This is a genomic window from Bosea beijingensis (assembly GCF_030758975.1).
Taxonomy (GTDB): Bacteria; Pseudomonadota; Alphaproteobacteria; order Rhizobiales; family Beijerinckiaceae; genus Allobosea; species Allobosea beijingensis.
In genome coordinates this window covers 1,409,367-1,434,869 of record NZ_CP132359.1, presented here as the reverse complement: position 1 = coordinate 1,434,869, position 25,503 = coordinate 1,409,367, and the positions used below count along the sequence as shown (strand labels likewise).

Sequence of the window (25,503 nt, the reverse complement as noted above, 5' to 3'; positions counted from 1 at the left end):
TCTGGTCCATGGCGTGCTGATCGCCGGCGCGATCTTCATGCTGGCGCCCTTCGTCTGGATGCTGGTGACCTCGATCAAGCCCCCGGCCGAGATCTTCAACGCCGAGATCTCGCTCTGGCCGAAGCAGTTCTACGGCCTGCAGAACTACGGCTTCGCCATGGAGAAGGCGCCGCTGCTGCGCTTCGCGCTGAACGGCGTCATCCTCTGCGGCGGCATCCTGATCGTGCAGCTCCTCGTCGCCATCCCCTGCGCCTATGCGCTGGCGAAGCTCGATTTTCCCGGCCGCAACGCGCTCTTCGTACTGGTGCTGCTCGGCCTATGCATTCCCGTGCAGGTGCCGGCGATGCCGCTCTATATCGCGCTCGCCCAACTCGGCCTGCTCAACACCTATTTCTCGATGATGGTGCCGTTCTTCCTCTCGGTCTTCGCCATCTTCCTGTTCCGCCAGTTCTTCCGCAGCTTTCCCGACGACATCATCAACGCCGCCCGGCTCGACGGCATGAGCGAGTTCGAGATCGTCTGGCGCATTGTCACGCCGAGCGCCTGGCCGGCCATCGCCGCTTTCTCGGTGTTCTCGGCCGTGGCGCATTGGAACGACCTCTACTGGCCGCTCATCGTCATCTCCGACGCCAGGCTCGCGCCGCCGCCGCTCGGCATGATGTTCTTCGCCGATGCCGAGACCGGATCGAACTACGGCGCATTGACCGCCGCTGCGACGATCCTGACCGCGCCGCTCGTCATCGCCTTCCTCGTCGCGAGGCGCCGGTTCATCGACGGCATCACCATGACCGGGGTGAAGTAGCGGCCGCACGGCCGCCCGCCCCGCCCAAAGTTCAGGCCTGAAGCAACTGCAACCCGACAGCCCCGCTGTCCATGCCAAGGAGATCACGCATGAAACCTCTCGGCAAAATCCTTGCCGCTGCGGCATTGACCCTCGCCGCCTCGACCGCCGCGAAGGCCCAGCAGGTCACGCTCGACGTGCTCTACGCCTTCCCGGCCTTCGCCAAGTTCCACGAGCCGATCGCCGCGGAATTCATGAAGAAGCACCCGGACATCAAGATCAATTTCCGGGCGCCGGCCGCGAGCTACGACGAAGGCCATCAGGCGATGCTGCGGTCGTCCGTGACCAACCAGTTGCCGGATGTCTACTATTCCGGCTTCCACCTGCTGACCGAGCTCGTCGAGACCCTCGACAAGCGCAAGCAGGTCGTCGATCTCGGCCCGCTGCTGAAGGCCGAGCCGGAAGCCTGGCGCAAGGCCAATTACTCCGACGCGCTGCTCTCGCTCGGGCAGGTCGCGGGCAAGCAGGCGGGCCTCGCCTTCAACGCCTCGACCCCGCTGATGTACTTCAACGCCGATCTGGTGAAGAAGGCCGGCGGTGATCCCGACAAGATGCCCGACAACTGGGCCGACACCGTCGCGCTCGCCAAGAAGATCCGCAGCGGCGACACCGCCGGCATGGCCTACAACATCCATGACTGGCCGGATGACTGGCTCTGGCGCGGCGTGATCCTGCAGGGCGGGCATTCCATGCTCTCGGCCGACGGCAAGAAGGTCGCGTTCGGCGGCGAGACCGGCGAGAAGACATTGTCGCTGCTGCGCAGCTTCGTCACCGAAGGCGGCATGCCGCTGATCGACTGGGACCAGTCGCGCCAGCAGTTCATCGCCGGCAAGATCGGCATCTTCTTCGACACCCCCGCACGCCTGCGCCAGGTCACCGACCTGATCGGCGACCGCTTCACGCTGAAGACGGCCCTCTTCCCGGTCGACGACAAGGCCAAGGGCAAGCTGCCGACCGGCGGCAATGCCGCGCTGATCACCGCGAAGGACGCCGCCAAGCAGAAGGCCGCCTGGGAGTTCATCAAGTTCGTGACCGGGCCCGAGGCCCAGAAGATCGTCGTCGAGACCGCCGGCTACATGCCGACCAATCTGCGCGCCGGCGAGGATGCCTTCCTCGGCCCGTTCTACAAGGAGAATGCCAATTTCCGCACGATCAACGGCCAGGTCTCCCGCGCCGCGCCGTGGGAAGGCTATCCGGGCGGCAATTCGGTGCGCATCTGGCGCCAGCAGCGCGAGGTCGTCGCCGGCGTGATGCGCGGCGAGATCCAGCCAAAGGCCGGCATCGAGCGCATCGTCTCCGAGACCGAAGCCCTGATGAAGTAAGCGGCGGCGCTTCGGTGCTGCCTCGCCGCCCGGTTCCGACCGGGCGGCCTTGCTATTGAGCCCTCATCCTGAGGAGCGATCCGAAGGATCGCGTCTCGAAGGATGTTTCAGGGGACTCCGGAACCATCTGGAGCATCCTTCGAGACGCAGCCTCCGGCTGCTCCTCAGGATGAGGGCTGAGATTCCATGCCGGCCCATCATTCCAAAGGCTTTCCGATGATCATCGCCCAGCTCAGCGACTTCCATGCCCGCCCCCATGGCAATCCCGCCTATGGCATCGTCGAGACCAATCCGGCGATCGAGCGCGCCGTGGACGAAATCCTGAAGCTGGAACCGCGCCCCGATTGCGTGCTGGTCACCGGAGACCTCTCCGATTGCGGCCTGCCCGAGGAATACGGCATCGTCCGCGCGGCACTGAAGCGCCTGCCGATGCCAGTCTATGTCATCCCCGGCAACCATGACCGCCGCGACAGCTTCGCTAGGGAATTGCGTCCCGATCACCCCTACCTGCCGCAGGCGGGCTTCCTGCATTACATCATCGACGATTTTCCCGTCCGGCTGATCGGTCTCGACACCGTCGTCGCCGGCGAGGATGGTGGCGAGATCTGCGCCGAACGCGAGGCCTGGCTCGCCGGGCAGCTCGCGCAGGGACAGGGCAAGCCGACGGTGATCTTCATGCATCATCCGCCTTTCCCAGTTGGCGTCGACGGCATGGACATCATGCCCTGCCAGGTCTCGCCCGGATTCGCCTGCCTGATCGCCGATCACCCCGAGATCGAGCGCGTGCTCTGCGGCCATTATCACCGGCCGATCCAGCTACGTTTCGCCGGCACCATCGGCTATGTCGTGCCGGGCACCGCCCATCAGGTCGCGCTCGATCTGAGGCCCGGCACCGAAAACAGGTTCGTGATGGAGCCGCCGGCGCTGGCGCTGCATGTCTGGAGGCCCGGCCTCGGCCTCGTCAGCCATCTCCAGCCGATCGGCGACTATGGACCGCGCCGGGATTTCGTGCTCGATCCCGCATATCCCGGAAAGCCGCAAACGGTGCCTGCCCGATGACCGAACCACGTCTTCTCGCCCTGCTCGATCAGGCCGACGCCCTTGCCCGCCGGGCCGGCGAGGTGCTCGTGCAGATGCAGGGCGCCGAGCTCGGCGTTACCCGCAAGGAGCTGAACGACGTGGTCACGGCAGCCGACCTCGCTTCCGAGCGTCTCGTGATCGACGGCCTGCGCGTCCTGGCGCCCGAGGCGGCGATCCTCTCGGAAGAGGCCGGCTTCTCCGGCTCGGAACAGGCGCCGCGCTGGATCATCGACCCGCTCGACGGCACGGTGAACTATGCGTCCGGCCTGCCCTGGTTCTCCGTCACGATGGCCTATCAGGAACAGGGCCGCACCGTGCTCGGCCTGACCCATGCGCCGCTTGCCGGGCTCTCGGCTCGCTTCACTGAGGGCGGCATCGCGACGGTCGACGGCCGACCGGCGCGCGTCTCGGCCACGACGCGCCTCAGCGACGCCACTGTCTCGATTTGCCTGACCTCGCATTACAGCACCGAGGACGCCAACCGGACGAGCGACGTGATCCGCCGCCTCGCCGGCCTGTGCCGCGGCGTGCGAGTGATCGTCTCCGGCGGCCTGGAGATGTCGCTGGTCGCGGCCGGGCGGCTCGACGCCTTCATCGGCCTCAAGGCCGATATCGTCTCGCATGCCGCAGCAATGCCGCTGGTGCGGGCAGCCGGCGGCAAGGTCACCACAGTCGACGGCCGAAATTCGCTCGACGAAGACCTGGAGAAGGTCGTCACCAACGGCCTCATCCACGACGAATTGCTGGAAGCGATCCGCAGCGCCTGACATCCAGCCTTCAGGCCGGCGCCGGGCTCTCCAGCACGGCAGCCGCCGCCTCTTCGTCCGTGATCAGCACCGAGGCGAGCTTCCCGCGCAAGGTGGCCGCGATGACCTCCGCCTTGTTGGTCCCGCCTGACGCCAAGATCACGGTCGGGATCCGGCGCAGGGCATCGAGCGGGAGTGCGATGGCGCGGCGATTGATCGGATGCGCGATGGCCTGTCCGCGGCGGTCGATGAACTGGCCGAGCATGTCGCCGACCGCGCCGGCTTCCGCCAGCTCGGCGACACGGACATCGCCCGGCAGACCATAGCGCACCAGCAGCGAGCGCTCGCTCAGGTCGCCGGCGCTGAGGATCGCGACATCGGTCGCCCTGATCCGGGCGAAGGCCGCCTCGAACACGTCCTGCGCCAGGATGGTGTCGCGCGATTGCGGAGCGCCCGCATAGATCGGCGCCGCCAGATAATGGCACTCAGCCTGCCAGAGCCGGGCGAAATGGCTGGCGATCTCGAAGGTGTTGATCTCGATGCCATAGGTCAGCCCGCCCATCATCGAGGTCACCGCGAGGTCGCGATACTGCCCGGACCGGATATGGCGGATGGTTTCCCGCAGCGTCCCGCCCCAGCCGACGCCGAAGACGCCGCTGGGCTTATCCTCGATGACCCGGGAGACGAATTCTCCGGCCGCCTTGCCGATCTGCGCTGCGATCTGGTCGGGATCCGCGGGGCTCGGCACCACGATCGCGTCCTTCAGGCCGAATTCCGCCATCAGCGCGCGCTCCAGCCGGACGCAGCTTTCCAGCCTGGAATTGATGGTGATGTTGACGAGGCCACTGCTGCGAGCCTCGACCAGCAGCCGGTTGACGCGCAGGCGGGTCATCTTAAGCCGGTCCGCGATCTCCGCCTGGGTCAAACCTTCCATGTAGTAGAGCCAGGCGGCTCGAACTTGCGTCTGCGGTTCCTCCGGCATGGCGGTATCCTGATGCGATGGGAGCCGCCTAGGAAGCGGTCGGCAATGGCAGGCGAGGTCTTCAAAGCTGGCTTACATCGCTTTCACAAGCTGCGACAACGCAGTCAGCCAACGGATCATGCTTGACGTAAACCAATGTAAATCCCAAAATACATTTGCATAAGATTGTTCGCATAGCGAGTGGCGACCTCCCATGTCCCATGCCGTCTTCCTCCACGCTGCCGGCGATGCCCGCGTCGCGCCCTTCAATCTCCGGGAGGGAGCGGCGGGGGAAACCCTGCTCGATGTCGCCGCCGTCGGCCTCTGCGGCAGCGACCTGCACTACTACAAGGATGGCGGCATCGGCTCGGCCGTGATCGCGACGCCCTTCGTGCCCGGCCACGAGTTCAGCGGCTGGCTGACGGAGGACCTGCCCGAACTCGGCCTGACGCGCGGCGCCCTCGTCGCCGTCGACCCCAACCAGGCTTGCGGCCAGTGCGAGCATTGCCGGAGCGGGCATCCCAATCTCTGTCCCGAGGTCGTCTTCATCGGGGCTCCCCCGCATGACGGGGCGATGACGGAGCGTATCTGGGTGCCGAAATCGCAGGTCGTCGCGGTGCCCGAGACCTTCTCGCCGAGCGAGGCCGTCATGCTCGAACCGCTCGGCGTCGCGATCCATGCGGTCGATCTCGCCAAGCCGCGCCTGCTCGAACGCGTCGCGCTGATCGGCTGCGGCCCGATCGGCCTGCTGATCCTGCAGGTGCTGCGCACGGCCGGCGTCGGCGAGATTCTCGCCTGCGATCCGCAGCCGCATCGCCGCGAACTGGCGCTGAAGCTCGGAGCGAACAAAGCCGGCGCCAGCGTCGCCGACATCGCCGAATGGACGAAGAGCGAAGGCATGCCGCTGGTCATCGAGGCGACCAACGCCCCTGAGGGGTTCCGCGACGCCATTCGCGCCGCCCGCATCGGCGGCCGTGTCGTACTGGTCGGCATCCCCGACGGCGACAGCTACGTGATCCCGGCGGCGGAAGCCCGCAGGCGCGGGCTCAACATCAAGTTCTCGCGCCGGATGGGCCATGTCTATCCGCGCGCGATCGAACTCGTGGCGCTCGGCAAGGTCGATGTCGAGGCCGTGGTGAGCCATCGCTTCCCCCTTGCCGAAGGGCCGGCCGCCTTCCGCCGCCACGCGGCGAATGAAGACGGTATGGTCAAGAGCATGATCTATCCGGGCGGCTTGCCCCAGGACCATCGCTGAAGCCCAACGTCGTTGAACCTGCGCCACAGGCCCTGATGTGACCTATATCGGCATCGATCTCGGGACGTCCTCGGTCAAGGCCGTGCTGGTCGATCACCGGCAACATGTGCTCGCCTCAGTGACGCGGGAGCTGGCCGTCGCCCGCCCCTTCCCGCTCTGGTCCGAGCAGGACCCGGCCGACTGGATCGCCGCGACGTTGGAGGTCTTGCGCGGCCTGAAGGAAATGGCCCCGCAGGAGTTCCCCCGCTGCGCCGGCATCGGCCTCTCCGGCCAGATGCATGGCGCGGTTCTGCTGGACGAGCGCGATCAACCGCTGCGCCCCTGCATCCTCTGGAACGACGGCCGCGCCGCCACCGAATGCGCCGAGATCGAAGCCAACGAGCCGGACTCCCGTGCGATCACCGGCAACATCGCCATGCCCGGCTTCACCGCGCCCAAGCTGCTCTGGGTGCGCCGACACGAGCCCGAAATCTTCCGACGCACCCGCAAGGTCCTGCTGCCCAAGGCCTATCTGCGGCTTGTGCTCACCGGCGAGGCTATCGAGGAGATGTCCGATGCCTCCGGCACGCTCTGGCTCGATACCGGCCGCCGCGCCTGGTCGGACCGGATGCTGGCCGCGACCGGGCTCGATCGCAGCCAGATGCCCGCCCTTGCCGAGGGCTCGCGGCCTGCCGGCCGCATGCGCGCGAAAATCAGCCGCGAACTCGGCTTCGACACCCCGCCTGTCTTCGCCGGCGGCGCGGGCGACAATGCCGCAGGAGCGATCGGATTGGGTGCGATCGCGCCGGGATCGAGCTTCCTGTCGCTCGGCACTTCCGGCGTGCTCTGGCGCACGACCGCCGGCTTCGAACCGCGCGCCGGCAGCGCCGTCCATGCCTTCTGCCATGCCCTGCCTGAGCGCTGGCACCAGATGTCGGTTCATCTTTCGGCCGCCGCAAGCCTGAGCTGGTGGGCCTCCGTCTCCGGGCAGTCCGAAGCGGCATTGCTGGGCGAGCTTGGCCCGCGGGTAGAGCGCCCGTCACCGGCGCTTTTCACGCCCTATCTGTCGGGCGAGCGCACGCCACATAACGATCCGCAATTGCGTGGCGCCTTCGCCGGCCTCGGCCACGACACGGATCGCAAGGTCATGACCCAGGCCGTGCTTGAAGGCGTCGCCTTCGCCTTCAGGGACGGCAAGGAAGCGCTTGAATCCGGGACATCGCGCATCGGGGAGGCCATGGCCATCGGCGGCGGGGCGCGTTCCGACCTGTGGCTCTCGATCCTCGCGGATGTGCTGGACCTGCCGCTCAGGCGCTATCGCCAGGCAGAGGCTGGCGCGGCCTTCGGCGCCGCGCGCCTCGCCCGCCTGGCCTACACCGGCGGGTCACCGGACACCGTCTGCACACTGCCGGCGGGCGAAGCCGACATCTTCATGCCGCAGCCTGCCAGGGCAGCGGCCTATGCGCAGCGTTACGCGATCTGGCGGCGCGCTGCAGAGGTCAGCAACACGCTGCGCTGACCGAGGCGACGTTTGACAGATGATCGGGCGAATGCTCTTCATGTGAGCATCCGTTCATATCGACTGTTGCCCGATGCCCTCTCTGCCCCCGCCCTCACCCTTCGACCTCGTCATCCTCGACTGCGACGGCGTGCTCGTCGACAGCGAAACCATAAGCTGCCGGACCCTCGTCGATATTCTCTCGCCTTTCGATGCGAGCTATGATCTGGAAGCGGTCATGCGCCGCTATCTCGGGCGGCCGGCCAGCGCAGTCATCGAGGACTACGAGAGAATGACCGGCCGCCCGGCCTCGGCTGATTTCACACGGGACTGGCGGGCGCAGCTCTTCGCGGCGTTCAGGCGCGACCTCCAGCCGGTCGAAGGCGTCCGCGATGCCGTCGAAGGCCTGAGCAGCGACTATTGCGTGGCTTCGTCCAGCGACGAGGAGCGCATCGAGACTTGCCTGCGCAAGACCGAACTCTGGGACCTGTTCGCCGGCCGGATTTTCAGCACGACGCGCGTGCAGCGCGGCAAGCCGGCGCCCGACCTCTTCCTGCTGGCAGCAAGCGAGCGCGGCGTCGCGCCCGAGCGCTGCCTGGTGATCGAGGACAGCGTCAGCGGCGTGACCGCGGCGAAAGCGGCGGGCATGACGGCCTATGGCCTCGCCGCCGGCAGCCATTTCGCCGTGCTTGACCAGCGCCAGGCCTTGCTGGCAGCCGGAGCCGATCGCCTCTTCGAATCCTGGCGGGAGCTCGCGCTTGCGCCCGCGCCCCACTGAGACGGCGATGGCAGAGAACGACAGCACCCGCCTCGAAGATGCAGCCCGCGCCGGCTGGCTCTACTATATCGCCGGGCGCACGCAGGACGACATTGCGCAGATCCTGAACATCTCGCGCCCGGCGGCGCAACGCCTCGTCTCGCTCTGCCGCAGCGAGGGGCTGATCAGCTTCCGGATGAACCATCCGATCAGCACCTGCATGGACCTCGCGGCCAGATTGCGCGACCGCTTCGAGCTGCTGCATTGCGATGTCGCCCCCTCCGACGGCTCGCCGGAAACGGGCGCAGCAGGCATCGCCGCGCTGGGCGGCGTCCTGATCGAACGCTGGCTGCGCTCGCGCAAGTCGCTGGTCATGGCGCTCGGCACAGGCCGCTCGATGCGCGCCAGCATCGAGCGCGTGCCTTCGATGTCCTGCCCGCTGCACCGGCTGGTTTCGCTGGTCGGCACCATCTCGCCGGACGGCTCGGCCAGCCCGTTCGACACGCTGGTGAAGCTCGCCGAGATCACCAAGGCGCAGCATTTCCCGATGCCGCTGCCGCTTTATGTCTCAAGCCCCGAGGAGCGCGCCCAGCTCGTCGAGATCGAGTCGATCCGCCGCATCCGCGCCATCGCCGGCGAGGCCGATCTCTGGGTCATGGGCATCAGCCAGATCGGCGAGGACGCCGTGCTCTATCGCGATGGCTTCATGAACCGCAGCGAATTGCTCGACATGGTCCGCCACGGCGCTGTCGGCGAAGTCACCGGCTGGGTTTTCGATGCCGAAGGTCGCTTCCTCGATCGCGGCACCAACCTGCGCGTCACCAGCGTACCGCCGGAACCGGGCAGCAGCCGCCTGCGCATCTGCATCGGCCAGGGCCCGGCCAAGGTCTTGCCGCTTCGCGCCGCCCTGACCGGCAGGATCGTCAACGGCCTCGTCACCGACGAGGACACCGCCCGCGCCCTGCTCGCGGACTGATCCTCACATACACGCCCCCATCCACCCGACGCGCGAGCGATCGCGCGCGGCTGTCATGCGCCCGTCACCAACGGTTGACATAACAAGCCAGTATGCGAGCATATGCTTCAACAAAGAGCATATGCTCGCAAAAGACGAATGAGGGAGGCTTTGACATGCGACCTTTCTATGGCGCTTTGGCGGGTGCAGGCGCCCTGCTGCTGACGGGAATCTCCGCCGTGCAGGCGGCAACCGAAATCGAACTCTGGCACGCGATGAGCGGCGCGCTCGGCGAGCGCGTCGACGAGGTCGTGAAGAAGTTCAACGACTCGCAGAAGGACTACGTCGTCAAATCGATCGCCAAGGGCACCTATGACGAGGTCCTGAACGGCACGATCGCGGCCTATCGCGCCAAGCGCCAGCCCGAGATCGTACAGTCGAACGAGCGTTCCTTCCTGACCATGGTCAATTCCGGCGCCATCGTCCCTACCAACGAATTGATGGCCGAGCAGGGCATGCCGCTCGACACCTCGAAATTCATCGCCCCGGTGGTCAGCTACTTCGCCATCAACGGCAAGCTGCAGGCGATGCCGTTCAACTCCTCGACGCCGATCCTGTTCTACAACCGCGACCATTTCAAAGCGGCCGGCTTCGACAAGCCCGCTGCGACCTGGCAGGAACTCGAGCCGCAGCTCGACGCGATCAAGGCCAAGGGCGTCTCGAAATGCGCGATGGTGCTCCCCGGCGACTACGAGTGGAGCTTCCTCGAGAACTACAGCGCCGTGAACGACATCCCTTATGCGACCAAGCGCAACGGCATGGACGGGCTCGACACCAGCTTCGTCTTCAACAAGGGCAAGCTCGTCGGCCAGGTCGAGCGGATGAAGCGCCTCGTCTCGTCGGGCGTGATGCAGCTCGCCGGCCAGGGCATCATCCCGATCCAGCTCTTCACCTCCGGCGAATGCTCGACGATCATCGCCTCCACCGCTTCGCATGCCGCCGTCGTCGCGGCCGCCAAGTTCGACTGGAGCGCGAGGGAAATCCCCTATGAGCAGGGCGTCACGCCGAAGAACAGCGTCATCGGCGGCGCCGCGCTCTGGACCCTTAAAGGCCACACGCCGGAGAAGTACAAGGCGGTCGCCGCCTTCTACGACTTCCTCGCCAAGACCGACACGCAGGTCTGGTGGCACCAGGCGACCGGCTATGTACCGGTCACGACCGCCGCCTATGACGCCGCCAAGGCGCAGGGCTACTACGAGAAGAACCCAACCCGCGAGATCGCCGTGGTTCAGTTGATGCGCGGCACGCCCAGTGACAATTCATTGGGCTTCCGCATCGGCAACAGCAACCAGATCAACGTCGCGATCATGGAAGAGGTCTCGGCCGCCTTCCTCGGCAGGAAGCCGGTGCAGCAGGCGCTCGACGATGCCGTGTCGCGCGGCAACGAGGCGCTGCGCCGCTACGAGCAGCTCAATGCTGGCAAGAAATAAGGCTGCTGGCCTCGCCCAAGCGGCTGGCGGGGGCGGTCCACGCCTCCGCTCGCCGCTGCGGCGCCTTTTCGTGAAGGGCACCAGCGATGGCCAGACCGAGAGCGGGCTGAAGCGGGCGCATTTCAAGGAATGGCGCCTGCCCTTCTGGCTGCTGGCGCCGCAGCTCTTCATCCTGCTCTTGTTCTTCTTCATTCCCTCGATCAGGGCTCTGATCCAGGCCTTCCAGCTCACCGACCCGTTCGGCGCCACGACCCAATGGGTCGGCTTCCAGAATTTCGAACGGCTCTTCCGCAGCAACGTCTACTGGTCCTCGGCGCAGGTCACGCTGATCTTCACGATCGCGCAGAACGTGCTGACCCTGTCGCTCGCGCTGCTGCTCGCCTTCGCCTCGAACCACATCCTGCGCGGCCGCGGCGCCTATCGCACCGTGCTGCTGCTGCCCTATGCCATCGCGCCGGCGATCGCCGGCATCATGCTCGCCTTCCTGTTCAATCCCCGCGTCGGCCCGGTCGCCCATATGCTGCAGGGGATGGGGCTGGACTGGGACCCGAACCGCAATTCCTGGCATGCGCTCGCGCTGGTGGTCATGGCCGCCTCGTGGAAGCACATCTGCTACAACTACATCTTCCTCGTCGCGGCCCTGATGTCGGTGCCCCAGTCGATCCTCGAATCCGCTTATCTGGACGGCGCTGGGCCGATCCAGCGCTTCCTGCGCATCTCGCTGCCGATGATCGCACCGACACTGTTCTTCCTGATCGTGATCAACTTCGTCTACGGGCTGTTCGAGACCTTCGCCATCGTCGACGCCACCACACGCGGCGGCCCGGCCGGTGCTACCTCGATCCTGGTCTACAAGGTCTATCAGGACGGCTTCGTCACGCTCGATCTCGGCTCGTCGGCCGCGCAGTCCGTCGTGCTGATGGCGCTCGCGCTGCTCCTGACCTTCGCGCAGTTCCGCTTCGTGGAGCGCCGCGTGAACTACAGCGTCTAGAACCATGAACGAGCGCACCCCCGTCATCGACGCTCTCTGCCACATGATCCTGCTGGTGGGCGCGGCGCTCGTCTGCCTGCCGATCTATTTCGTCTTCGTCACCGGCTCGCTCTCGCAGCAGGAGATCATGCGTGTACCGATGTCCTGGCTGCCCGGCAGCCAGTTCTTCGCGAACATGCAGACGGTTTTGAGCAACGCCAATTTCGGCCGGCTGCTGCTCAACTCCTTCATCATCGCAACCGGCATCACTGTGGGGAAGCTCGCGGTCTCGGTGATCGCGGCTTTCGCCGTCACCTATTTCCGCTTTCCCTTCCGGATGACGGCCTTCTGGCTGATCTTCATGTCGCTGATGCTGCCGATCGAGGTGCGCATCGTGCCAACCTATGAATCCGCCGCGAATGTCGCGCTGCCGCTGAACATCCTCGGCTCCTGGCTCGGCATCAAGGCGCTGGTCGATCTCGACTGGAACCTGGTCAACACCTATTCCGGCCTGATCCTGCCGCTGATTGCGTCTGCAACCGCGACCTTCCTGTTCCGCCAGTTCTTCCTCACCATCCCCGACGAGCTCTGCGAGGCCGCGCGCATCGACGGCGCGACGCCCTGGCAGTTCTTCCGGCTGATCCTGCTGCCGCTGTCGCGCTCGAACATCGTGGCGCTGGCGATCATCCTCTTCCTGATGGGCTGGAACCAGTATCTCTGGCCGCTGCTGCTCACCACCGAGCCCGCCATGGCCAATGCCGTGATCGGCCTGAAGAAGCTGATGCCGCAGAGCGACTCGCTGCCGACCTGGCATCTCCTGATGAACGCGGCCTTCCTGACGATGCTGCCGCCGACCATCGTCATCCTCATCCTCCAGCGCTGGTTCGTGAAGGGGCTGGTGGATAGCGGCAAATAACCCGCCAACAGGCTAGCAGGGCTTTTCGACATGCGGATCATCGGTCATCGCGGCGCGCGCAACATCTGGGCGGAGAACAGCCTGAGCGGCTTCCGCAATGTCTGCGGCCTGGGCGTCGACGCCGTCGAGCTCGACGTTCATCTCTCCAGCGACGGCGAGATCATGGTGATCCATGACCCGTTGCTCGACCGCACCACCGATCACAAGGGGCCGGTCGCGCATCTCTCGCGGGCGGCGCTCGCCAAGGTGACGCTTGACGACACGCTGGGCGAAACCATCCCGACCCTGCCGGAGGTGCTCGATGTCTTCGGCCCGACCGGGATCGAACTCGAGATCGAGATGAAGATGGATGCCTATGGCAATCCCTATCCCGGCCTGCTCGACAAGGTCATCGCGCTCGTCGAGGCCCGCAAGATGGCCGCGCGCGTGGTGCTGACCTGCTTCGTGCCGGAGGTGATCGAGGAGATCCGGACGAAGGCGCCGCATATGCGCCGGCTCGCCTCGGTCGACCGCCGCTCCTGCGAGGCCTTCGGCGGCGTCGACCGAACCTTGCAGCGCTTCGTCGATCTCGGCTGCATCATCGCCGTCGAGCAGTCGCTGCTGCGGCTATGCGTCGAGCGCGCCGTCGGCATCGTCGGGCGCGACAAGCTCGGCGCCTGGGTGCCCAACACGGTGCGCGAACTCGATTTCTGGCTCGGCCAACCGATCGCACAGATTACCAGCGACCGTCCCGACCTCGCCTTGATGCTGCGTGCTGCTCGGAAAGGCTAAGCCATGGCAGTGTGCCTCTCCCGCGCGACGCTCGGGCAGCTCAGCCCGTCGGTCGGTGTTCCCAGCTATCAGCGGGAAGAGCTAAACCCGGGCATCGTCCATATCGGCGTCGGCAATTTCCACCGCGCGCATCAGGCCGCCTATCTCGACGAATTGTTCGAGCGCGGGCGCGATCATGACTGGGCGATCATCGGCACCGGCGTGCGCGAGAGCGATGCCGAGATGGGCCGCGACCTCGCCGCGCAGGATTTCCTGACGACGGTGGTGACGCAGGAGGCCGAACGATCGCAGGCGCGCGTCACCGGCGCGATGATCGATTTCGTCGCGCCGGGCGACAGCGCCGCGATCCTCGAAAGGCTCGTCGATCCCCGCACCCGGATCGTCTCGCTCACGGTCACCGAGGGCGGCTATTATATCGACCCGGCGACGCAGGCCTTCGATCCCGGCCATCCCGATATCATCGCCGACGCCGCCGACCGCCTTGCCGCCCCGAAGACCGCCTTCGGCCTGATAGCCGCTGGTCTCCTCAGACGGCGTGCGGCCGGCTTGCCGCCCTTCACCGTGATGTCCTGCGACAACCTGCCGGGCAACGGCCATGTCACGGCCGACGCCGTGGTCGGGTTGGTCGACCTGATCGACAGCAACGATGCGCGCTGGCTTCGCGAGAGCGTCGCCTTCCCCAATGGCATGGTCGATCGCATCACGCCGGCGACCTCGGAGCGCGAGCGCCAGTCACTGCACGACGACTTCGGCATCGCGGACAGCCGCCCGGTCTTCTGCGAGGATTTCCGGCAATGGGTGCTGGAGGATCATTTCCCGGCCGGCCGGCCGCGTCTCGAAGAGGTCGGCGTGCAGTTCGTCGCCGATGTCGCGCCGTTCGAGCTGATGAAGATCCGCATCCTCAATGGTGGCCATGCGGCGATCGCCTACCCCGCCGGCCTGCTCGACATCCATTTCGTCCATGAGGCGATGGAGGACGCCCAGATCGCCCGCTTCCTCTCGGCCCTGCTCGACGACGAGGTCATTCCGGTCGTCCCGCCGGTGCCGGATACCGATCTCGCCGCCTACAAGCGCACGATCGAGCGGCGCTTCGCCAATCCGAAGATCGGCGACACCATCCGCCGGCTCTGCCTCGACGGGTCCAACCGCCAGCCGAAATTCATCCTGCCGACGCTGCGCGATGCCTTGCAGGCCGGCCGGCCCATCGACGGACTCGCGCTCGTGAGCGCGCTCTGGTGCCGCTACTGCTACGGCGAAACGGAGAGCGGGCGACCGATCGCGCCGAACGATCCGAATTGGTCGCGGCTCAGCGCAGAGGCGCGGCGAGCCCGCCTTACGCCGGATGCATGGCTCCAGATGCGCGACATCTATGGAGACCTGCCGGATGATCGGCGCTTCCGGGAAGCGTTCTCTCAAGCGCTGCAGAGGATCTGGCGATCCGGGACCCGCGCCAGCATCGACGCGTTTCTCGGATCACGCAGCGCTTCCTAGCTGGGCCGCCAGCGTCTCCGCGCGCAAGCGGGCGACTATAGCGCCCAGATCGGGTCACCTTCGGGACCAACAAGCTGCAAGACGCGCGGGCTGTCGCAGCGCCGCCGAAAAGGTCGTTGAGCCGCGCCTGTCAGAGGAGCGCTCCGGAGAACGAAGGGCGTTCAAATCTCCAACGCACCCGGCGGCCCGTTTCTAACGGGCGCCTCGGAAATCATGCTAAGTGCTTGGGAAATATGGCGCGGGCGACGGGGCTCGAACCCGCGACCTCCGGCGTGACAGGCCGGCACTCTAACCAACTGAGCTACGCCCGCGCTGGGCGGCTGAGGCATTCGCCGTCAGCGACGTGGTGAGTATTGCCCTCGGCCCGAAGTGTCAAGCGAGTGTCGCCGGCAAAATCACATCTGGGGAAAAATATCCTCGGACACGCTCAACGCTCGGCCGCGCCCTCTCCGCTTTCGGGCGATGCAAGGCAGGGATCGAGCAGGACGTGACGCTTGTCCTGGCGATTATATCCGCCTCGCAGCACCGCCCTGTCGCCCAATTTCAGGTCCCCGGCACCATAGGTCACGCACAGAACCCGCACACCCGGCTCGGCACAAACGGCGATATACCAGAGCGCACCATCCGTCCGGAGCAGACTGACCGCTCCCGCGATCGCCATGTCGACGCGCGAATCGGCGGGCGTCGAATCGGGAAGCTGCGCTGCAATGGATTCGCAGCTCGCCGGCTTGCCCGACTGCTCAGGCTGGGAGAAGGCGGGGCGGTCGACGAAGAAGGAATCAGGCAGCAGCGTCTGCGCGGGCGCTTGCCCCGCCACAAGGGCAAGGCTCACGCAAGCGACAACGCCTGCGTAGCTCAGGACAGGACGAGAGCGGATCAAGCAGCACGTCATCATGGTGCCGGCAGGGTGACGATGAAGATGGCGGAATTCGGCCGCGGGCGAGCCATCTTGGGCGACCAGGCCAACAACCCTTGCGATGCGGCTGCCGAGGCCTTAAACGCGACCGCGAGGGCGGTTAGCTCAGTTGGTAGAGCGTCTCCTTTACACGGAGAGGGTCGGCGGTTCGAGCCCGTCACCGCCCACCATGATCCAGCCACATCGATGACGCCGGTTATTCGGAGCGCTCCACGCGCCGTCTGGCCGCGGCATCGAGCCGGGCAATCCGGCGGATCGCGTCCTCGACACCGCTCGCATTGACCAGCTTGAGCGGATCCAGCGGATAGGCTGCCTGCGCCATCGCCTGTCGCACCAGCGCGGGAAGGCTGTCGAAGGCGGCCCAGCGATCCGGCCTTGGCCTGTGCTTCCGAGAGCGTCGCAGCTTCATGAGCTTCCGATCGGGTCCATTGCCGAGAAGCCATCGAGATGGGTACCGGCGAACGCCGCGGCAATGACCGGGGTGCCCCCAAACGAAAACCGCCGGCGCTTGTGCGCCGGCGGCTCGTTCTTCCAAGATCGGAGGTCAGTGGGCGACGACGCCCGCTGCATCCTCGTCGCCGCCCTTGGGCAGCGGGGCCTTGAGATCCTCTTCCCAGACGATCGGAACCGGCTGGCGGGTCAGCGCGTGCTGGAGCACCTGCTCCATGCGCGCCACCGGGACGATCTCCAGCCCGTCACGGACGGACTTCGGCAGGTCGATCAGGTCCTTGGCGTTCTCCTCGGGGATCAGCACCTTCTTGATGCCGCCGCGCAGAGCCGCCAGGAGCTTCTCCTTCAGACCGCCGATCGGCAGCACCCTGCCTCGCAGCGTGACCTCGCCGGTCATGGCGACGTCGCGATTGGTCGGGATGCCGGTCAGGATCGAGACGATGGTGGTCGCCATCGCGATACCGGCCGACGGGCCGTCCTTCGGGGTCGCCCCTTCGGGAACGTGGACGTGGATGTCACGCCGGTCGAAGAGCGGCGGCTCGATGCCGAAATCGACGGCTCGCGAGCGGACATAGGATGCCGCCGCCGAGATCGATTCCTTCATCACGTCGCGCAGGTTGCCGGTGACGGTCATGCGGCCCTTGCCGGGCACCATGACGCCCTCGATCGTCAGCAATTCGCCGCCGACCTCGGTCCAGGCCAGACCGGTGACGACACCGACCTGATCCTCCGTCTCCGCCATGCCGTAGCGATAGCGCGGCGGGCCGAGATATTCTTCCAGCAGTGGCTCGTTGACCACGACCTTGGCCTTCTTGCCGAGCACGATGTCCTTCACGCCCTTGCGGACCGTGTTGGAAATCTCGCGCTCGAGGCTGCGGACGCCGGCTTCACGCGTATAGCGCCGGACCAGGGTCTGCAGAGCCTCGTCGGTGATCGACCATTCCTTACCATTGAGCCCGTGCTTCTTGATCGCGTTCGGGATCAGGTGCTTGCGCGAGATCTCGGTCTTCTCTTCCTCGGTGTAGCCGGCGATGCGGATCACCTCCATGCGGTCCAGCAGGGCCGGCGGGATGTTCAGCGTGTTCGCCGTCGTCACGAACATCACGTTCGACAGGTCGTAATCGACCTCGAGGTAATGGTCGTTGAAGGTCGAGTTCTGCTCGGGGTCGAGCACCTCCAGCAGGGCCGCCGAGGGATCGCCGCGGAAGTCCTGGCCCATCTTGTCGATCTCGTCGAGCAGGATGAGCGGGTTCGAGGTCTTGGCCTTCTTCATCGACTGGATGATCTTGCCGGGCATCGAGCCGATATAGGTGCGGCGGTGACCGCGGATCTCGGCCTCGTCACGCACGCCGCCGAGCGACATGCGCACGAACTCGCGGCCGGTCGCCTTGGCGATCGACTTGCCGAGCGAGGTCTTGCCGACGCCCGGAGGGCCGACGAGGCACAGGATCGGACCAGCGAGCTTATTGGCGCGCTGCTGCACGGCGAGATATTCGACGATGCGGTCCTTGACCTTGTCCAGGCCGAAGTGATCGTCGTCGAGCACGAGCTGGGCGGCGTTGAGGTCCTTCTTGATCTTGGACTTCTTGCCCCACGGAATGCCGAGCATCCAGTCGAGATAGTTGCGCACCACGGTCGCTTCCGCGGACATCGGCGACATCTGGCGCAGCTTCTTCAGTTCGGCCGTCGCCTTGTCGCGGGCTTCCTTGGTGAGCTTGGTCTGGGCGATGCGCTCTTCCAGCTCGGCCAGCTCGTCACGGCCTTCCTCGCCGTCGCCAAGCTCCTTCTGGATCGCCTTCATCTGCTCGTTGAGATAGTACTCGCGCTGGGTCTTCTCCATCTGGCGCTTGACGCGCGAACGGATGCGCTTCTCGACCTGGAGCACGGACATCTCGCTCTCCATGAGCGACAGGACCTTCTCAAGGCGATGAGCGACGTTGGTGATCTCCAGAACGCCCTGGCGGTCGGCGATCTTGACCGCCAGATGCGAGGCGACGGTGTCGGCGAGCTTGGTCGGCTCGTCGATCTGCGTGACCGCGGCGACGATCTCGCCCGAGATCTTCTTGTTGAGCTTCACATAGCTCTCGAACTCGGAGACGACCGAACGGGCGAGCGCCTCGACCTCGACCTTCTTGCCCTCTTCCTCGGCCAGGCCGGTGGCCTCGGCCTCGTAGAACGACTCGCTCGCCGAATAGGACGAGGCCTTGGCGCGGCCGACGCCCTCGACCAGCACCTTCACGGTGGAGTCGGGCAGCTTCAGGAGCTGCAGCACGCGGGCGAGCGTGCCGATCTCGTAGATCTCGTTGGGCTGCGGGTCATCGTCGCCGGCGTTCTTCTGGGTCGCCAGCAGGATGAGCCCGTCCGTCTTCACCACTTCCTCAAGCGCGCGGATGGACTTCTCGCGGCCGACGAAGAGCGGGACGATCATATGGGGGAAAACGACGATGTCGCGCAAAGGCAGAACCGGGTAGGTGCCAGTCTCGCCTGTGACGAAAGGAGCGCGGGGCGTCGAGCCAGTCATGGCAGTTCCTTTGCAGTTGCGCCCGGCGGACCCCCAAGATGGGCGGAGCGATCGGACGTGTGCGGCCAAAGCGACCATTCGCCTCTCCGCCCTCGCGCACCGCACCCTCATCAGGCATGCGACTCTCGCAAGTGCACCTAAAGTGGAGACTTCCTCGCCGGCTTTCAAGCGAGGTATCCGGCTCATGCACCGCTGTCCTGCAGACGAAGGACGGATACCGCGAGGTCAGGCGGTTCAATCTCGCGCAGGGCTGTCGCGATGCGAAACCGCTGCCAGCCCATATCCATCGCAAACGCAAAACGCGCGCCAAGGGGCGCGCGTCCTGTTGTCGCAATGCGGGAGAGATCAGGAGGCCGAGGCCGTCTTGGTCTCGTCCTCGCGCTCCGCATAGATGAAGAGCGGACGGGCCTTGTTCTCCACAGCCTCGGGGCCGATCACGACCTGCTCGACGCCTTCGAGGCCGGGCAGCTCGTACATCGTCTCCAGCAGGATGCCCTCCATGATCGAACGCAGGCCACGCGCGCCGGTCTTCCGCTCGATCGCCTTGCGGGCGATCAGGCTGACCGCCTCGTCGGTGAAGGTGAGCTGGGTGTCCTCCATTTCGAACAGGCGCTGATACTGCTTGACCAGCGCGTTCTTCGGCTCGGTCAGGATGGTCTTCAGCGCCGGCTCGTCGAGATCCTCCAGCGTCGCCAGGACTGGCAGGCGGCCGACGAATTCGGGGATCAGGCCGAACTTCAGGAGATCCTCGGGCTCGACCTGACGGAAGATCTGGCCGATGCGGCGATCGTCCGGGGCCTCGACCTTGGCGCCGAAGCCGATCGAGGTGCCCTTGCCGCGGCTCGAGATGATCTTGTCGAGACCGGCGAAGGCGCCGCCGCAGATGAAGAGGATGTTGGTGGTGTCGACCTGCAGGAACTCCTGCTGCGGATGCTTGCGCCCGCCCTGCGGCGGCACGGATGCGACGGTGCCTTCCATGATCTTCAGCAGCGCCTGCTGGACGCCCTCGCCCGAGACGTCGCGGGTGATCGAGGGGTTGTCCGACTTGCGGCTGATCTTGTCGATCTCGTCGATATAGACGATGCCGCGCTGCGCCCGCTCGACGTTGTAGTCGGAGGCCTGGAGCAGCTTGAGGATGATGTTCTCGACGTCCTCGCCGACATAGCCGGCCTCGGTCAGCGTCGTCGCGTCGGCCATGGTGAAGGGCACGTCGAGGATGCGGGCGAGCGTCTGCGCGAGCAGCGTCTTGCCCGAGCCGGTCGGCCCGATCAGCAGGATGTTCGACTTCGCAAGCTCGACGTCGTTCTGCTTCGTCGCGTGCGAAAGGCGCTTGTAGTGGTTATGCACCGCCACCGAGAGCACCTTCTTGGCGTGCTCCTGGCCGATGACATAGTCGTCGAGGACCTTGCGGATCTCCTTGGGGGTCGGCACGCCGTCCTTCGACTTCACCAGCGCGGATTTCGATTCCTCGCGGATGATGTCCATGCAGAGCTCGACGCATTCATCGCAGATGAACACGGTCGGGCCCGCGATGAGCTTGCGCACCTCATGTTGGCTCTTGCCGCAGAAAGAGCAGTAAAGCGTGCTCTTCGAGTCGCCGCCGGGCTTGTTAGCCATCCGTCCATCTCCAGTTCGGGAGCCGGGAGCCGCATCGCCCGTGGCGGGTGCGGCCGTCGTCTCTCCGTCATATCTAAGCGCTCAGATCACGATGATTAGGTTAACGGCCCGTTCCGGTACATTCGGATACGCAGGGCCGGCCTAAGCCGGATCAGAATGGAGCGCCTGTCCGCTCACCCCCGACCCCATGCAAACACGGGGCCGTCCTTCGTTCAATATGGGGGCTCCGATGAGCAGGGCCAACCCACAGGATCGCGAGCGCCCGATCAGGCCTCGGCCTCCGGCCGACGCTCCATGACCTTGTCGATCAGGCCGAACTCCTTGGCCTGTTCGGCGGTCATGAAATTGTCGCGCTCGAGGGCGGCCACGATCTCCTCGTAGGGGCGCCCGGTGTGCTTCACGTAGATCTCGTTCAGCCGCTTCTTCAGGCTCTCGACCTCCTTGGCATGGATCAGGATGTCGGTGACCTGGCCCTGATAGCCGCCCGAAGGCTGGTGAACCATGATGCGGGCATTCGGCAAGGCGAAGCGCATGTCCTTGGCGCCGGCCGTCAGCAGCAGCGAGCCCATCGAGGCGGCCTGGCCGATGCAGACCGTCGTCACCGGGCAGCGGATGAGCTGCATGGTGTCGTAGATCGAGAGGCCGGAGGTGACCACGCCGCCGGGGGAGTTGATGTAGAAGGAGATTTCCTTCTTGGGGTTCTCGGCTTCGAGGAACAGGAGCTGCGCCACGATCAGCGAGGCGGAGTAATCCTCGACCGGGCCGGTCAGGAAGATGATGCGCTCGCGCAGCAGGCGCGAATAGATGTCGAAGGCGCGCTCGCCGCGGCTCGACTGCTCGACCACCATCGGGACGAGATTGTTGTAGGTCTCGAGCGGATCGCGAAGCATGGATCTGTCCTTGAGATGGAGCGCTGGGAAACCCAGCGAGATGTCGAATCGGCAGCGTTTAGGAAGCCACCCACATAAGCACGGCAATCGCGGCTGAAAAGGGAAGCGCCGCCGGTCGCGAAGGCCAGCGGCGCAAATGCTGTCGTTAAGGTTGCCGCTAGGCCAGATCGCGATGCGTCCTGTCGGACGCAAAGTAGCGATCCGGCTCTTTGGCCAGCATCGGATTGTTCCGAAAAGTGGCACCCACTTTTCGGTCCGATGCTCAGGCAGAGGCGTCGTCGGCCTTGGCTTCGGCCTTCTTCGTCTTCTTGGCGGCGGCCTTCTTCGGCTTGGCCTCGGTGGCTTCCTCGGCGTCGTCGTCGGCGTAAAGCGCCTCGCGCGAAACCGTCTGGTCCTCGACCTTCACCTGGCCGAGCAGATGGTCGACGACCTTCTCCTCGAAGATCGGGGCGCGGATCTCGGCCAGAGCCTGCGGGTTCTTGCGATAGAAGTCCCAGACTTCCTTCTCCTGGCCCGGGAACTGGCGCGCGCGCTCGATCAGGGCCTGGGTGACCTCGTCATCCGAGATCTGGACCTTGGCCTGCTCGCCGATCTCGGCCAGCACGAGGCCCAGGCGCACGCGGCGCTCGGCGATCTTGCGATAGTCGGCGCGGGCGGCGTCCTCGGTGGTGTCCTCGTCGGCGAAGGTCTTGTTGGCCTGCTTCATGTCGGCTTCGACCTGGCTCCACACGCTGGCGAACTCCTGCTCGACCAGGGTCGGCGGCAGTTCGAAGGTGTACTTGCCGTCCAGCGCGTCGAGCAGGCCCTTCTTGAGCTTGCGCCGCGACTGCGCGACGAAGTCACGGCCGATCTGCTCGGTCACGGCTTCCTTGAGCTTGTCGAGCGATTCCATGCCGAAGCCCTTGGCGAGCTCGTCGTCGATCTTGATCGCCTCGGGAGCCTGGACGTCGGTCACGGTGACCTCGAACTCGGCCGGCTTGCCGGCGAGGTTCTCGGCCGCGTAGTTCTCGGGGAAGGTCACCTTGACGGTGCGGGTCTCGCCATTCTTGGCGCCCTCGAGCTGCTCCTCGAAGCCGGGGATGAACTGGCCGGCGCCGAGATCGAGCGGGATGCCCTCGCCCGTGCCGCCGTCGAACTTCTCGCCGTCAAGCGTGCCGACGAAGGAGATGATCAGGCGGTCGCCCTTCTCGGCCTTGGCCTTCTCGCCCTTCGAGGTGTAGCTGCGGTTGCCGGAGGCCATGCGCAGCAGCGCGGCGTCGACATCGGCGTCCGGAACCTCGGCGACCGGCTTCACCAGCGAAACGTCCGAGAGGTCGGCGAGCTCGATCTTGGGGAGAACCTCGAGCGCGACGGTGAAGGCGAGATCGCCCTTGGCCTCCATAGCGGCCTCGATCTCTTCCTTGTTCTCAGGGAAGCGGATCTGCGGCTCGAAGGCGAGCTTCAGGTTGTTGTCGGCGACGATCTTCTGGTTCGCCTCGTTGACGGCGTTCTGCAGCACGTCGGACATGACCGAGCGGCCATAGAGGCGGCGCAGATGCGCGACCGGCACCTTGCCCGGGCGGAAGCCATTGATCTTGGCCTTGCCCTGGAGGTCCTGCAGGCTGCCATCGAGCCTGGACTTCAGGTCGGCGGCGTTCAGCACCACCTGGAATTCGCGCTTGAGGCCCTGGGACAGGGTTTCGGTCACGTTCATTTTTGTACCGCCAACAGCTCGTTTACGTCTCAATATCCAAAGCGCGACGCCGGTTCCGACCGCCGCCGCGCTCGCGAAAAATCTTTCACACCGATCACCGTTTCCGCGCCCTGAAGGGCGCGCGGCGATCTATGCCAGTGGTGCGGGCGGAGGGACTCGAACCCCCACGACTTTCGCCGCTGGTACCTAAAACCAGTGCGTCTACCAATTCCGCCACGCCCGCCGGCCGATAGCGCTTACGCGCGAGCAAACGCAGCGCGGCCATCGTCAAGCCGCAGGCCTATACGCATTTCGGCCGGGCCATGCAGCAAAAAAATGACGGTTCTGCAAAACAGGCGGCGCGCAGCGCTTTTCGAGGCCGGGTCTGGACCGGCTCTCGCCAGAACCGGCCGGCCGGATTATGCGATAGGCCATGACGAAGCCCCGCGCCGCCCGCCCCTCGCTCACACGCCGCCATATGCTGGCGGGGCTCGGCGGCACCTGCCTGCTCGCGCCCGAGGTCGGTTTCGCGCAAGCTCCCGGCCCGGCTGCCAAGCCCGTCGCGGAACCGCAGCGGCAGACGCTCGTCGCAGCCCCCACGAAAGTCCGACTGCGCCCGTCGTCGCCGGTCGATACGGAAATCTGGGCCTTCGATGGCACCGCGAACGGCTCTGCCTTGCGAATCAAACAGGGCGAGACCTTGGCCCTGAAGCTCGAGAACAAGACGACGGCACCGCTCGACCTGCACTGGTATGGCCTGCGCGGCGAGGCCGAGCGCGACGGCGCCGCCAGCTTCACGCGCCCGCCGATCGCGCCCGGAGAAACCGGCGAATTCCGGATCACGCCGCCGGATTCGGGCACCCTGCTCTACCGCCCGCTCCGGGCCGGCAGTTCGTCCGAACCTGCCGGCCGGGGCCTGAGCGGGCTCGTCATCGTGGAGGAGAAGGAACCGCTGCCTGTCGATCTCGATCTGCCCGTCCTCGTCACGGACTGGCTGATCGGCGACGATCAGGCGCTCCAGCCCTTCGTGCTGCAGGGCAACGCCGGGGCCTCGGCAGGACGGCTCGGGAGCTGGCTCACCGTGAACGGGCGCTCACCGCCGCAGCCGATCTCGGCGCGGCCGGGCGCGCGCATTCGTCTCAGGCTCGCCAATGCCTGCAATGCCCGGATCATGCGACTTCGCTTCGATGGCGGAAAGGCGACCGTGATCGCCGTGGATAGCCAGCCAACCGAGAGTTTTGCACCCGTGCGTTCGCAACTGCCCTTCGCGCCGGGCGCGCGCTACGACGTCATCCTCGACCTGCCGATCGAGGTCGGTGCCGCCGTTAATATCAGCGCCCTGATCGGCGGCGGGCTGCCTTTGGTCAGGATCGTGACGGCCGGACAGCCGCAAGTGCCGCCGGCAGCGGCGCCTGCGCTGAAGCTCAACCCGGCCCTGCCGCTCGGCGTGCGCATGCAGGACGCGCTTCGCCCCGAACTCGTCATCGAGGGCGGCGCGAAGCTGACCGAGGACCAGAAGCTCGATTTCAGCGGGCTCGATCTCGCCCGCCCCTGGCGGGTCAATGGCGGCACCGGCTCGTTCGACGGCAAGCCGCTATTCAGCGTCAAGCGCGGCACGCCGATCGTGATGGCGATCGACAACCGCACCGCCTTCGTCCAGCCGTTCCATGTCCATGGCCACAGCTTCCGGCTGCTGCACCCGCTGGACGACGGCTGGGAGAACTATTTTCTCGACACCGTGCAGATCCCCGAGCGCAAGAAGCTGCACATCGCCTTCATCGCCGAGAATCCCGGCCGCTGGCTGATCTCGTCGACGGTGCTGGAGCGCTTCGATCTCGGACTGTGGAGCTGGTTCGAGGTGACGTGAGGCGGCTCGTCAGAGGCCGAGCCGATCCACCACGTCCTGCACGATCGCGTCCTTGCTGTCCTCGACCGAGACGACCAGCGGCTTCTCGTCGTCGCCCGGCTCCTCAAGCGCGGCGAACTGACTATCGAGCAGGGCCGGCGGCATGAAATGGTGCTGGCGGGCGGCCATGCGCCGGCCGATCAATTCGCGCGAGCCCTTGAGATAGACCAGCGTCACGTCGGGCCGGTCGCCGACGATCACCTGCCGGTAGGCGCGCTTCAGCGCCGAGCAGGTGACGATGCCGTGCTCGCCCTTCGCGCGGAGATCGTCGATCCAGGCGGCGATGGCCGCGAGCCAGGGCTTGCGGTCCTCGTCGGTGAGCGGCGTGCCGCCGGCCATCTTGGCGACGTTCTCGGGCGGGTGGAAGGAATCGGCGTCGCGGAAGGGCCAGCCAAGACGCTCCGCCAGACGCTCGCCGAGCGAGGTCTTGCCCGAGCTCGCCACGCCCATGACGACGATGACGGCCGGGCGGCCGCCGCTTGCTGCCTCTGCCACCGTC

General features: G+C 66.0%; 22 protein-coding genes and 3 tRNA genes. 15 read left to right on the top strand and 10 right to left on the bottom strand.

What is annotated here, in order from left to right; all coding sequences use genetic code 11:
* Positions 1 to 37: 37 nt before the first annotated feature.
* The 4 genes from Q9235_RS07005 (at position 38) to Q9235_RS06990 (ending at position 4,010) form a co-directional block, all read left to right on the top strand.
* The gene (locus Q9235_RS07005; protein ID WP_422678352.1) at positions 38 to 802 is read left to right on the top strand and encodes a carbohydrate ABC transporter permease; all 765 of its coding nucleotides are present in this window, start codon (positions 38 to 40) and stop codon (positions 800 to 802) included.
* 89 nt (positions 803 to 891) lie between these two features.
* Positions 892 to 2,163, top strand: a complete 1,272-nt coding sequence (locus tag Q9235_RS07000) for an extracellular solute-binding protein (RefSeq protein ID WP_306226092.1) — start codon at positions 892 to 894, stop codon at positions 2,161 to 2,163.
* A gap of 186 nt (positions 2,164 to 2,349) precedes the next feature.
* On the top strand, positions 2,350 to 3,222 hold the full coding sequence (locus Q9235_RS06995) for a phosphodiesterase (protein ID WP_306226091.1): 873 nt from the start codon (positions 2,350 to 2,352) through the stop codon (positions 3,220 to 3,222).
* Positions 3,219 to 4,010, top strand: coding sequence for an inositol monophosphatase family protein (locus tag Q9235_RS06990; RefSeq protein ID WP_306226090.1), 792 nt, complete (start codon positions 3,219 to 3,221; stop codon positions 4,008 to 4,010). The genes Q9235_RS06995 and Q9235_RS06990 overlap by 4 nt, the downstream gene beginning before the upstream one ends.
* A gap of 10 nt (positions 4,011 to 4,020) precedes the next feature.
* Here Q9235_RS06990 and Q9235_RS06985 read toward each other — a convergent pair whose 3' ends face one another.
* Positions 4,021 to 4,971: a sugar-binding transcriptional regulator gene (locus Q9235_RS06985; RefSeq protein WP_306226089.1), complete on the bottom strand. Its 951-nt coding sequence runs from the start codon at positions 4,969 to 4,971 to the stop codon at positions 4,021 to 4,023.
* A 193-nt stretch (positions 4,972 to 5,164) separates the two neighbouring features.
* On the opposite strand from Q9235_RS06985, the gene Q9235_RS06980 reads away from it, so the two are divergent.
* The 9 genes from Q9235_RS06980 (at position 5,165) to Q9235_RS06940 (ending at position 15,032) form a co-directional block, all read left to right on the top strand.
* Positions 5,165 to 6,205, top strand: a complete 1,041-nt coding sequence (locus Q9235_RS06980; RefSeq protein ID WP_306226088.1) for a zinc-dependent alcohol dehydrogenase — start codon at positions 5,165 to 5,167, stop codon at positions 6,203 to 6,205.
* 37 nt (positions 6,206 to 6,242) lie between these two features.
* Positions 6,243 to 7,703: a xylulokinase gene (gene xylB / locus Q9235_RS06975; protein ID WP_306226087.1), complete on the top strand. Its 1,461-nt coding sequence runs from the start codon at positions 6,243 to 6,245 to the stop codon at positions 7,701 to 7,703.
* Positions 7,704 to 7,776: 73 nt separating this feature from the next.
* Entirely contained in the window at positions 7,777 to 8,460 is a 684-nt protein-coding gene (locus Q9235_RS06970) for an HAD family hydrolase (RefSeq protein WP_306226086.1), read from the top strand.
* Between the two features lie 7 nt (positions 8,461 to 8,467).
* Positions 8,468 to 9,415: a sugar-binding transcriptional regulator gene (locus Q9235_RS06965; protein ID WP_306226085.1), complete on the top strand. Its 948-nt coding sequence runs from the start codon at positions 8,468 to 8,470 to the stop codon at positions 9,413 to 9,415.
* Between the two features lie 155 nt (positions 9,416 to 9,570).
* Positions 9,571 to 10,884, top strand: a complete 1,314-nt coding sequence (locus tag Q9235_RS06960; protein ID WP_306226084.1) for an extracellular solute-binding protein — start codon at positions 9,571 to 9,573, stop codon at positions 10,882 to 10,884.
* Complete coding sequence (locus Q9235_RS06955) at positions 10,868 to 11,875, top strand: ABC transporter permease subunit (protein WP_422678282.1); 1,008 nt, start codon at positions 10,868 to 10,870, stop codon at positions 11,873 to 11,875. Before Q9235_RS06960 ends, Q9235_RS06955 begins: the two co-directional genes overlap by 17 nt.
* A gap of 4 nt (positions 11,876 to 11,879) precedes the next feature.
* Positions 11,880 to 12,770, top strand: a complete 891-nt coding sequence (locus tag Q9235_RS06950; RefSeq protein WP_306226082.1) for an ABC transporter permease subunit — start codon at positions 11,880 to 11,882, stop codon at positions 12,768 to 12,770.
* 30 nt (positions 12,771 to 12,800) lie between these two features.
* Complete coding sequence (locus Q9235_RS06945; protein ID WP_306226081.1) at positions 12,801 to 13,541, top strand: glycerophosphodiester phosphodiesterase family protein; 741 nt, start codon at positions 12,801 to 12,803, stop codon at positions 13,539 to 13,541.
* A 3-nt stretch (positions 13,542 to 13,544) separates the two neighbouring features.
* Positions 13,545 to 15,032: a mannitol dehydrogenase family protein gene (locus Q9235_RS06940; RefSeq protein ID WP_306226080.1), complete on the top strand. Its 1,488-nt coding sequence runs from the start codon at positions 13,545 to 13,547 to the stop codon at positions 15,030 to 15,032.
* A gap of 234 nt (positions 15,033 to 15,266) precedes the next feature.
* Here the strand turns inward: Q9235_RS06940 and Q9235_RS06935 are convergent.
* Positions 15,267 to 15,343, bottom strand: a tRNA-Asp gene (locus tag Q9235_RS06935).
* A 116-nt stretch (positions 15,344 to 15,459) separates the two neighbouring features.
* Complete coding sequence (locus Q9235_RS06930; protein ID WP_306226079.1) at positions 15,460 to 15,912, bottom strand: hypothetical protein; 453 nt, start codon at positions 15,910 to 15,912, stop codon at positions 15,460 to 15,462.
* Between the two features lie 130 nt (positions 15,913 to 16,042).
* Here Q9235_RS06930 and Q9235_RS06925 point away from each other — a divergent pair.
* Positions 16,043 to 16,118 (top strand) — tRNA-Val (locus tag Q9235_RS06925).
* A gap of 26 nt (positions 16,119 to 16,144) precedes the next feature.
* Here Q9235_RS06925 and Q9235_RS06920 read toward each other — a convergent pair.
* From Q9235_RS06920 to Q9235_RS06895, 6 genes are all read right to left on the bottom strand, one after another.
* Positions 16,145 to 16,270, bottom strand: coding sequence for a hypothetical protein (locus tag Q9235_RS06920; protein ID WP_306226078.1), 126 nt, complete (start codon positions 16,268 to 16,270; stop codon positions 16,145 to 16,147).
* 222 nt (positions 16,271 to 16,492) lie between these two features.
* Positions 16,493 to 18,919 carry an endopeptidase La gene (gene lon, locus Q9235_RS06915; protein WP_306226077.1) on the bottom strand — a complete coding sequence of 809 codons (2,427 nt, stop codon included), beginning with the start codon at positions 18,917 to 18,919 and terminating at the stop codon, positions 16,493 to 16,495.
* Positions 18,920 to 19,264: 345 nt separating this feature from the next.
* Positions 19,265 to 20,536, bottom strand: coding sequence for an ATP-dependent Clp protease ATP-binding subunit ClpX (gene clpX / locus Q9235_RS06910; RefSeq protein ID WP_199092832.1), 1,272 nt, complete (start codon positions 20,534 to 20,536; stop codon positions 19,265 to 19,267).
* A gap of 266 nt (positions 20,537 to 20,802) precedes the next feature.
* The gene (locus Q9235_RS06905) at positions 20,803 to 21,426 is read right to left on the bottom strand and encodes an ATP-dependent Clp protease proteolytic subunit (RefSeq protein WP_306226076.1); all 624 of its coding nucleotides are present in this window, start codon (positions 21,424 to 21,426) and stop codon (positions 20,803 to 20,805) included.
* Between the two features lie 262 nt (positions 21,427 to 21,688).
* Positions 21,689 to 23,119: a trigger factor gene (gene tig, locus Q9235_RS06900; RefSeq protein ID WP_306226075.1), complete on the bottom strand. Its 1,431-nt coding sequence runs from the start codon at positions 23,117 to 23,119 to the stop codon at positions 21,689 to 21,691.
* Between the two features lie 138 nt (positions 23,120 to 23,257).
* Positions 23,258 to 23,342 (bottom strand) — tRNA-Leu (locus tag Q9235_RS06895).
* Positions 23,343 to 23,531: 189 nt separating this feature from the next.
* Here Q9235_RS06895 and Q9235_RS06890 point away from each other — a divergent pair.
* The gene (locus Q9235_RS06890) at positions 23,532 to 24,965 is read left to right on the top strand and encodes a multicopper oxidase family protein (RefSeq protein ID WP_306226074.1); all 1,434 of its coding nucleotides are present in this window, start codon (positions 23,532 to 23,534) and stop codon (positions 24,963 to 24,965) included.
* 9 nt (positions 24,966 to 24,974) lie between these two features.
* On the opposite strand, the gene Q9235_RS06885 is transcribed toward Q9235_RS06890, so the two are convergent.
* Positions 24,975 to 25,499: a gluconokinase gene (locus Q9235_RS06885; protein ID WP_306226073.1), complete on the bottom strand. Its 525-nt coding sequence runs from the start codon at positions 25,497 to 25,499 to the stop codon at positions 24,975 to 24,977.
* Positions 25,500 to 25,503: the final 4 nt, after the last annotated feature.

Coding starts and splice junctions, on each gene's coding strand:
- clpX (WP_199092832.1), bottom strand. CDS start 20,536: ATGGCTAACAAGCCCGGCGGCGACTCGAAGAGCACGCTTTACTGCTCT.
- Q9235_RS06985 (WP_306226089.1), bottom strand. CDS start 4,971: ATGCCGGAGGAACCGCAGACGCAAGTTCGAGCCGCCTGGCTCTACTAC.
- Q9235_RS06905 (WP_306226076.1), bottom strand. CDS start 21,426: ATGCTTCGCGATCCGCTCGAGACCTACAACAATCTCGTCCCGATGGTG.
- Q9235_RS06920 (WP_306226078.1), bottom strand. CDS start 16,270: ATGGCGCAGGCAGCCTATCCGCTGGATCCGCTCAAGCTGGTCAATGCG.
- Q9235_RS06990 (WP_306226090.1), top strand. CDS start 3,219: ATGACCGAACCACGTCTTCTCGCCCTGCTCGATCAGGCCGACGCCCTT.
- Q9235_RS06960 (WP_306226084.1), top strand. CDS start 9,571: ATGCGACCTTTCTATGGCGCTTTGGCGGGTGCAGGCGCCCTGCTGCTG.
- Q9235_RS06970 (WP_306226086.1), top strand. CDS start 7,777: ATGCCCTCTCTGCCCCCGCCCTCACCCTTCGACCTCGTCATCCTCGAC.
- Q9235_RS06890 (WP_306226074.1), top strand. CDS start 23,532: ATGACGAAGCCCCGCGCCGCCCGCCCCTCGCTCACACGCCGCCATATG.
- Q9235_RS06980 (WP_306226088.1), top strand. CDS start 5,165: ATGTCCCATGCCGTCTTCCTCCACGCTGCCGGCGATGCCCGCGTCGCG.
- Q9235_RS07000 (WP_306226092.1), top strand. CDS start 892: ATGAAACCTCTCGGCAAAATCCTTGCCGCTGCGGCATTGACCCTCGCC.
- Q9235_RS06995 (WP_306226091.1), top strand. CDS start 2,350: ATGCCGGCCCATCATTCCAAAGGCTTTCCGATGATCATCGCCCAGCTC.
- Q9235_RS06955 (WP_422678282.1), top strand. CDS start 10,868: ATGCTGGCAAGAAATAAGGCTGCTGGCCTCGCCCAAGCGGCTGGCGGG.
- Q9235_RS06965 (WP_306226085.1), top strand. CDS start 8,468: ATGGCAGAGAACGACAGCACCCGCCTCGAAGATGCAGCCCGCGCCGGC.
- tig (WP_306226075.1), bottom strand. CDS start 23,119: ATGAACGTGACCGAAACCCTGTCCCAGGGCCTCAAGCGCGAATTCCAG.
- Q9235_RS06940 (WP_306226080.1), top strand. CDS start 13,545: ATGGCAGTGTGCCTCTCCCGCGCGACGCTCGGGCAGCTCAGCCCGTCG.
- lon (WP_306226077.1), bottom strand. CDS start 18,919: ATGACTGGCTCGACGCCCCGCGCTCCTTTCGTCACAGGCGAGACTGGC.
- Q9235_RS06945 (WP_306226081.1), top strand. CDS start 12,801: ATGCGGATCATCGGTCATCGCGGCGCGCGCAACATCTGGGCGGAGAAC.
- Q9235_RS07005 (WP_422678352.1), top strand. CDS start 38: ATGCTGGCGCCCTTCGTCTGGATGCTGGTGACCTCGATCAAGCCCCCG.
- Q9235_RS06950 (WP_306226082.1), top strand. CDS start 11,880: ATGAACGAGCGCACCCCCGTCATCGACGCTCTCTGCCACATGATCCTG.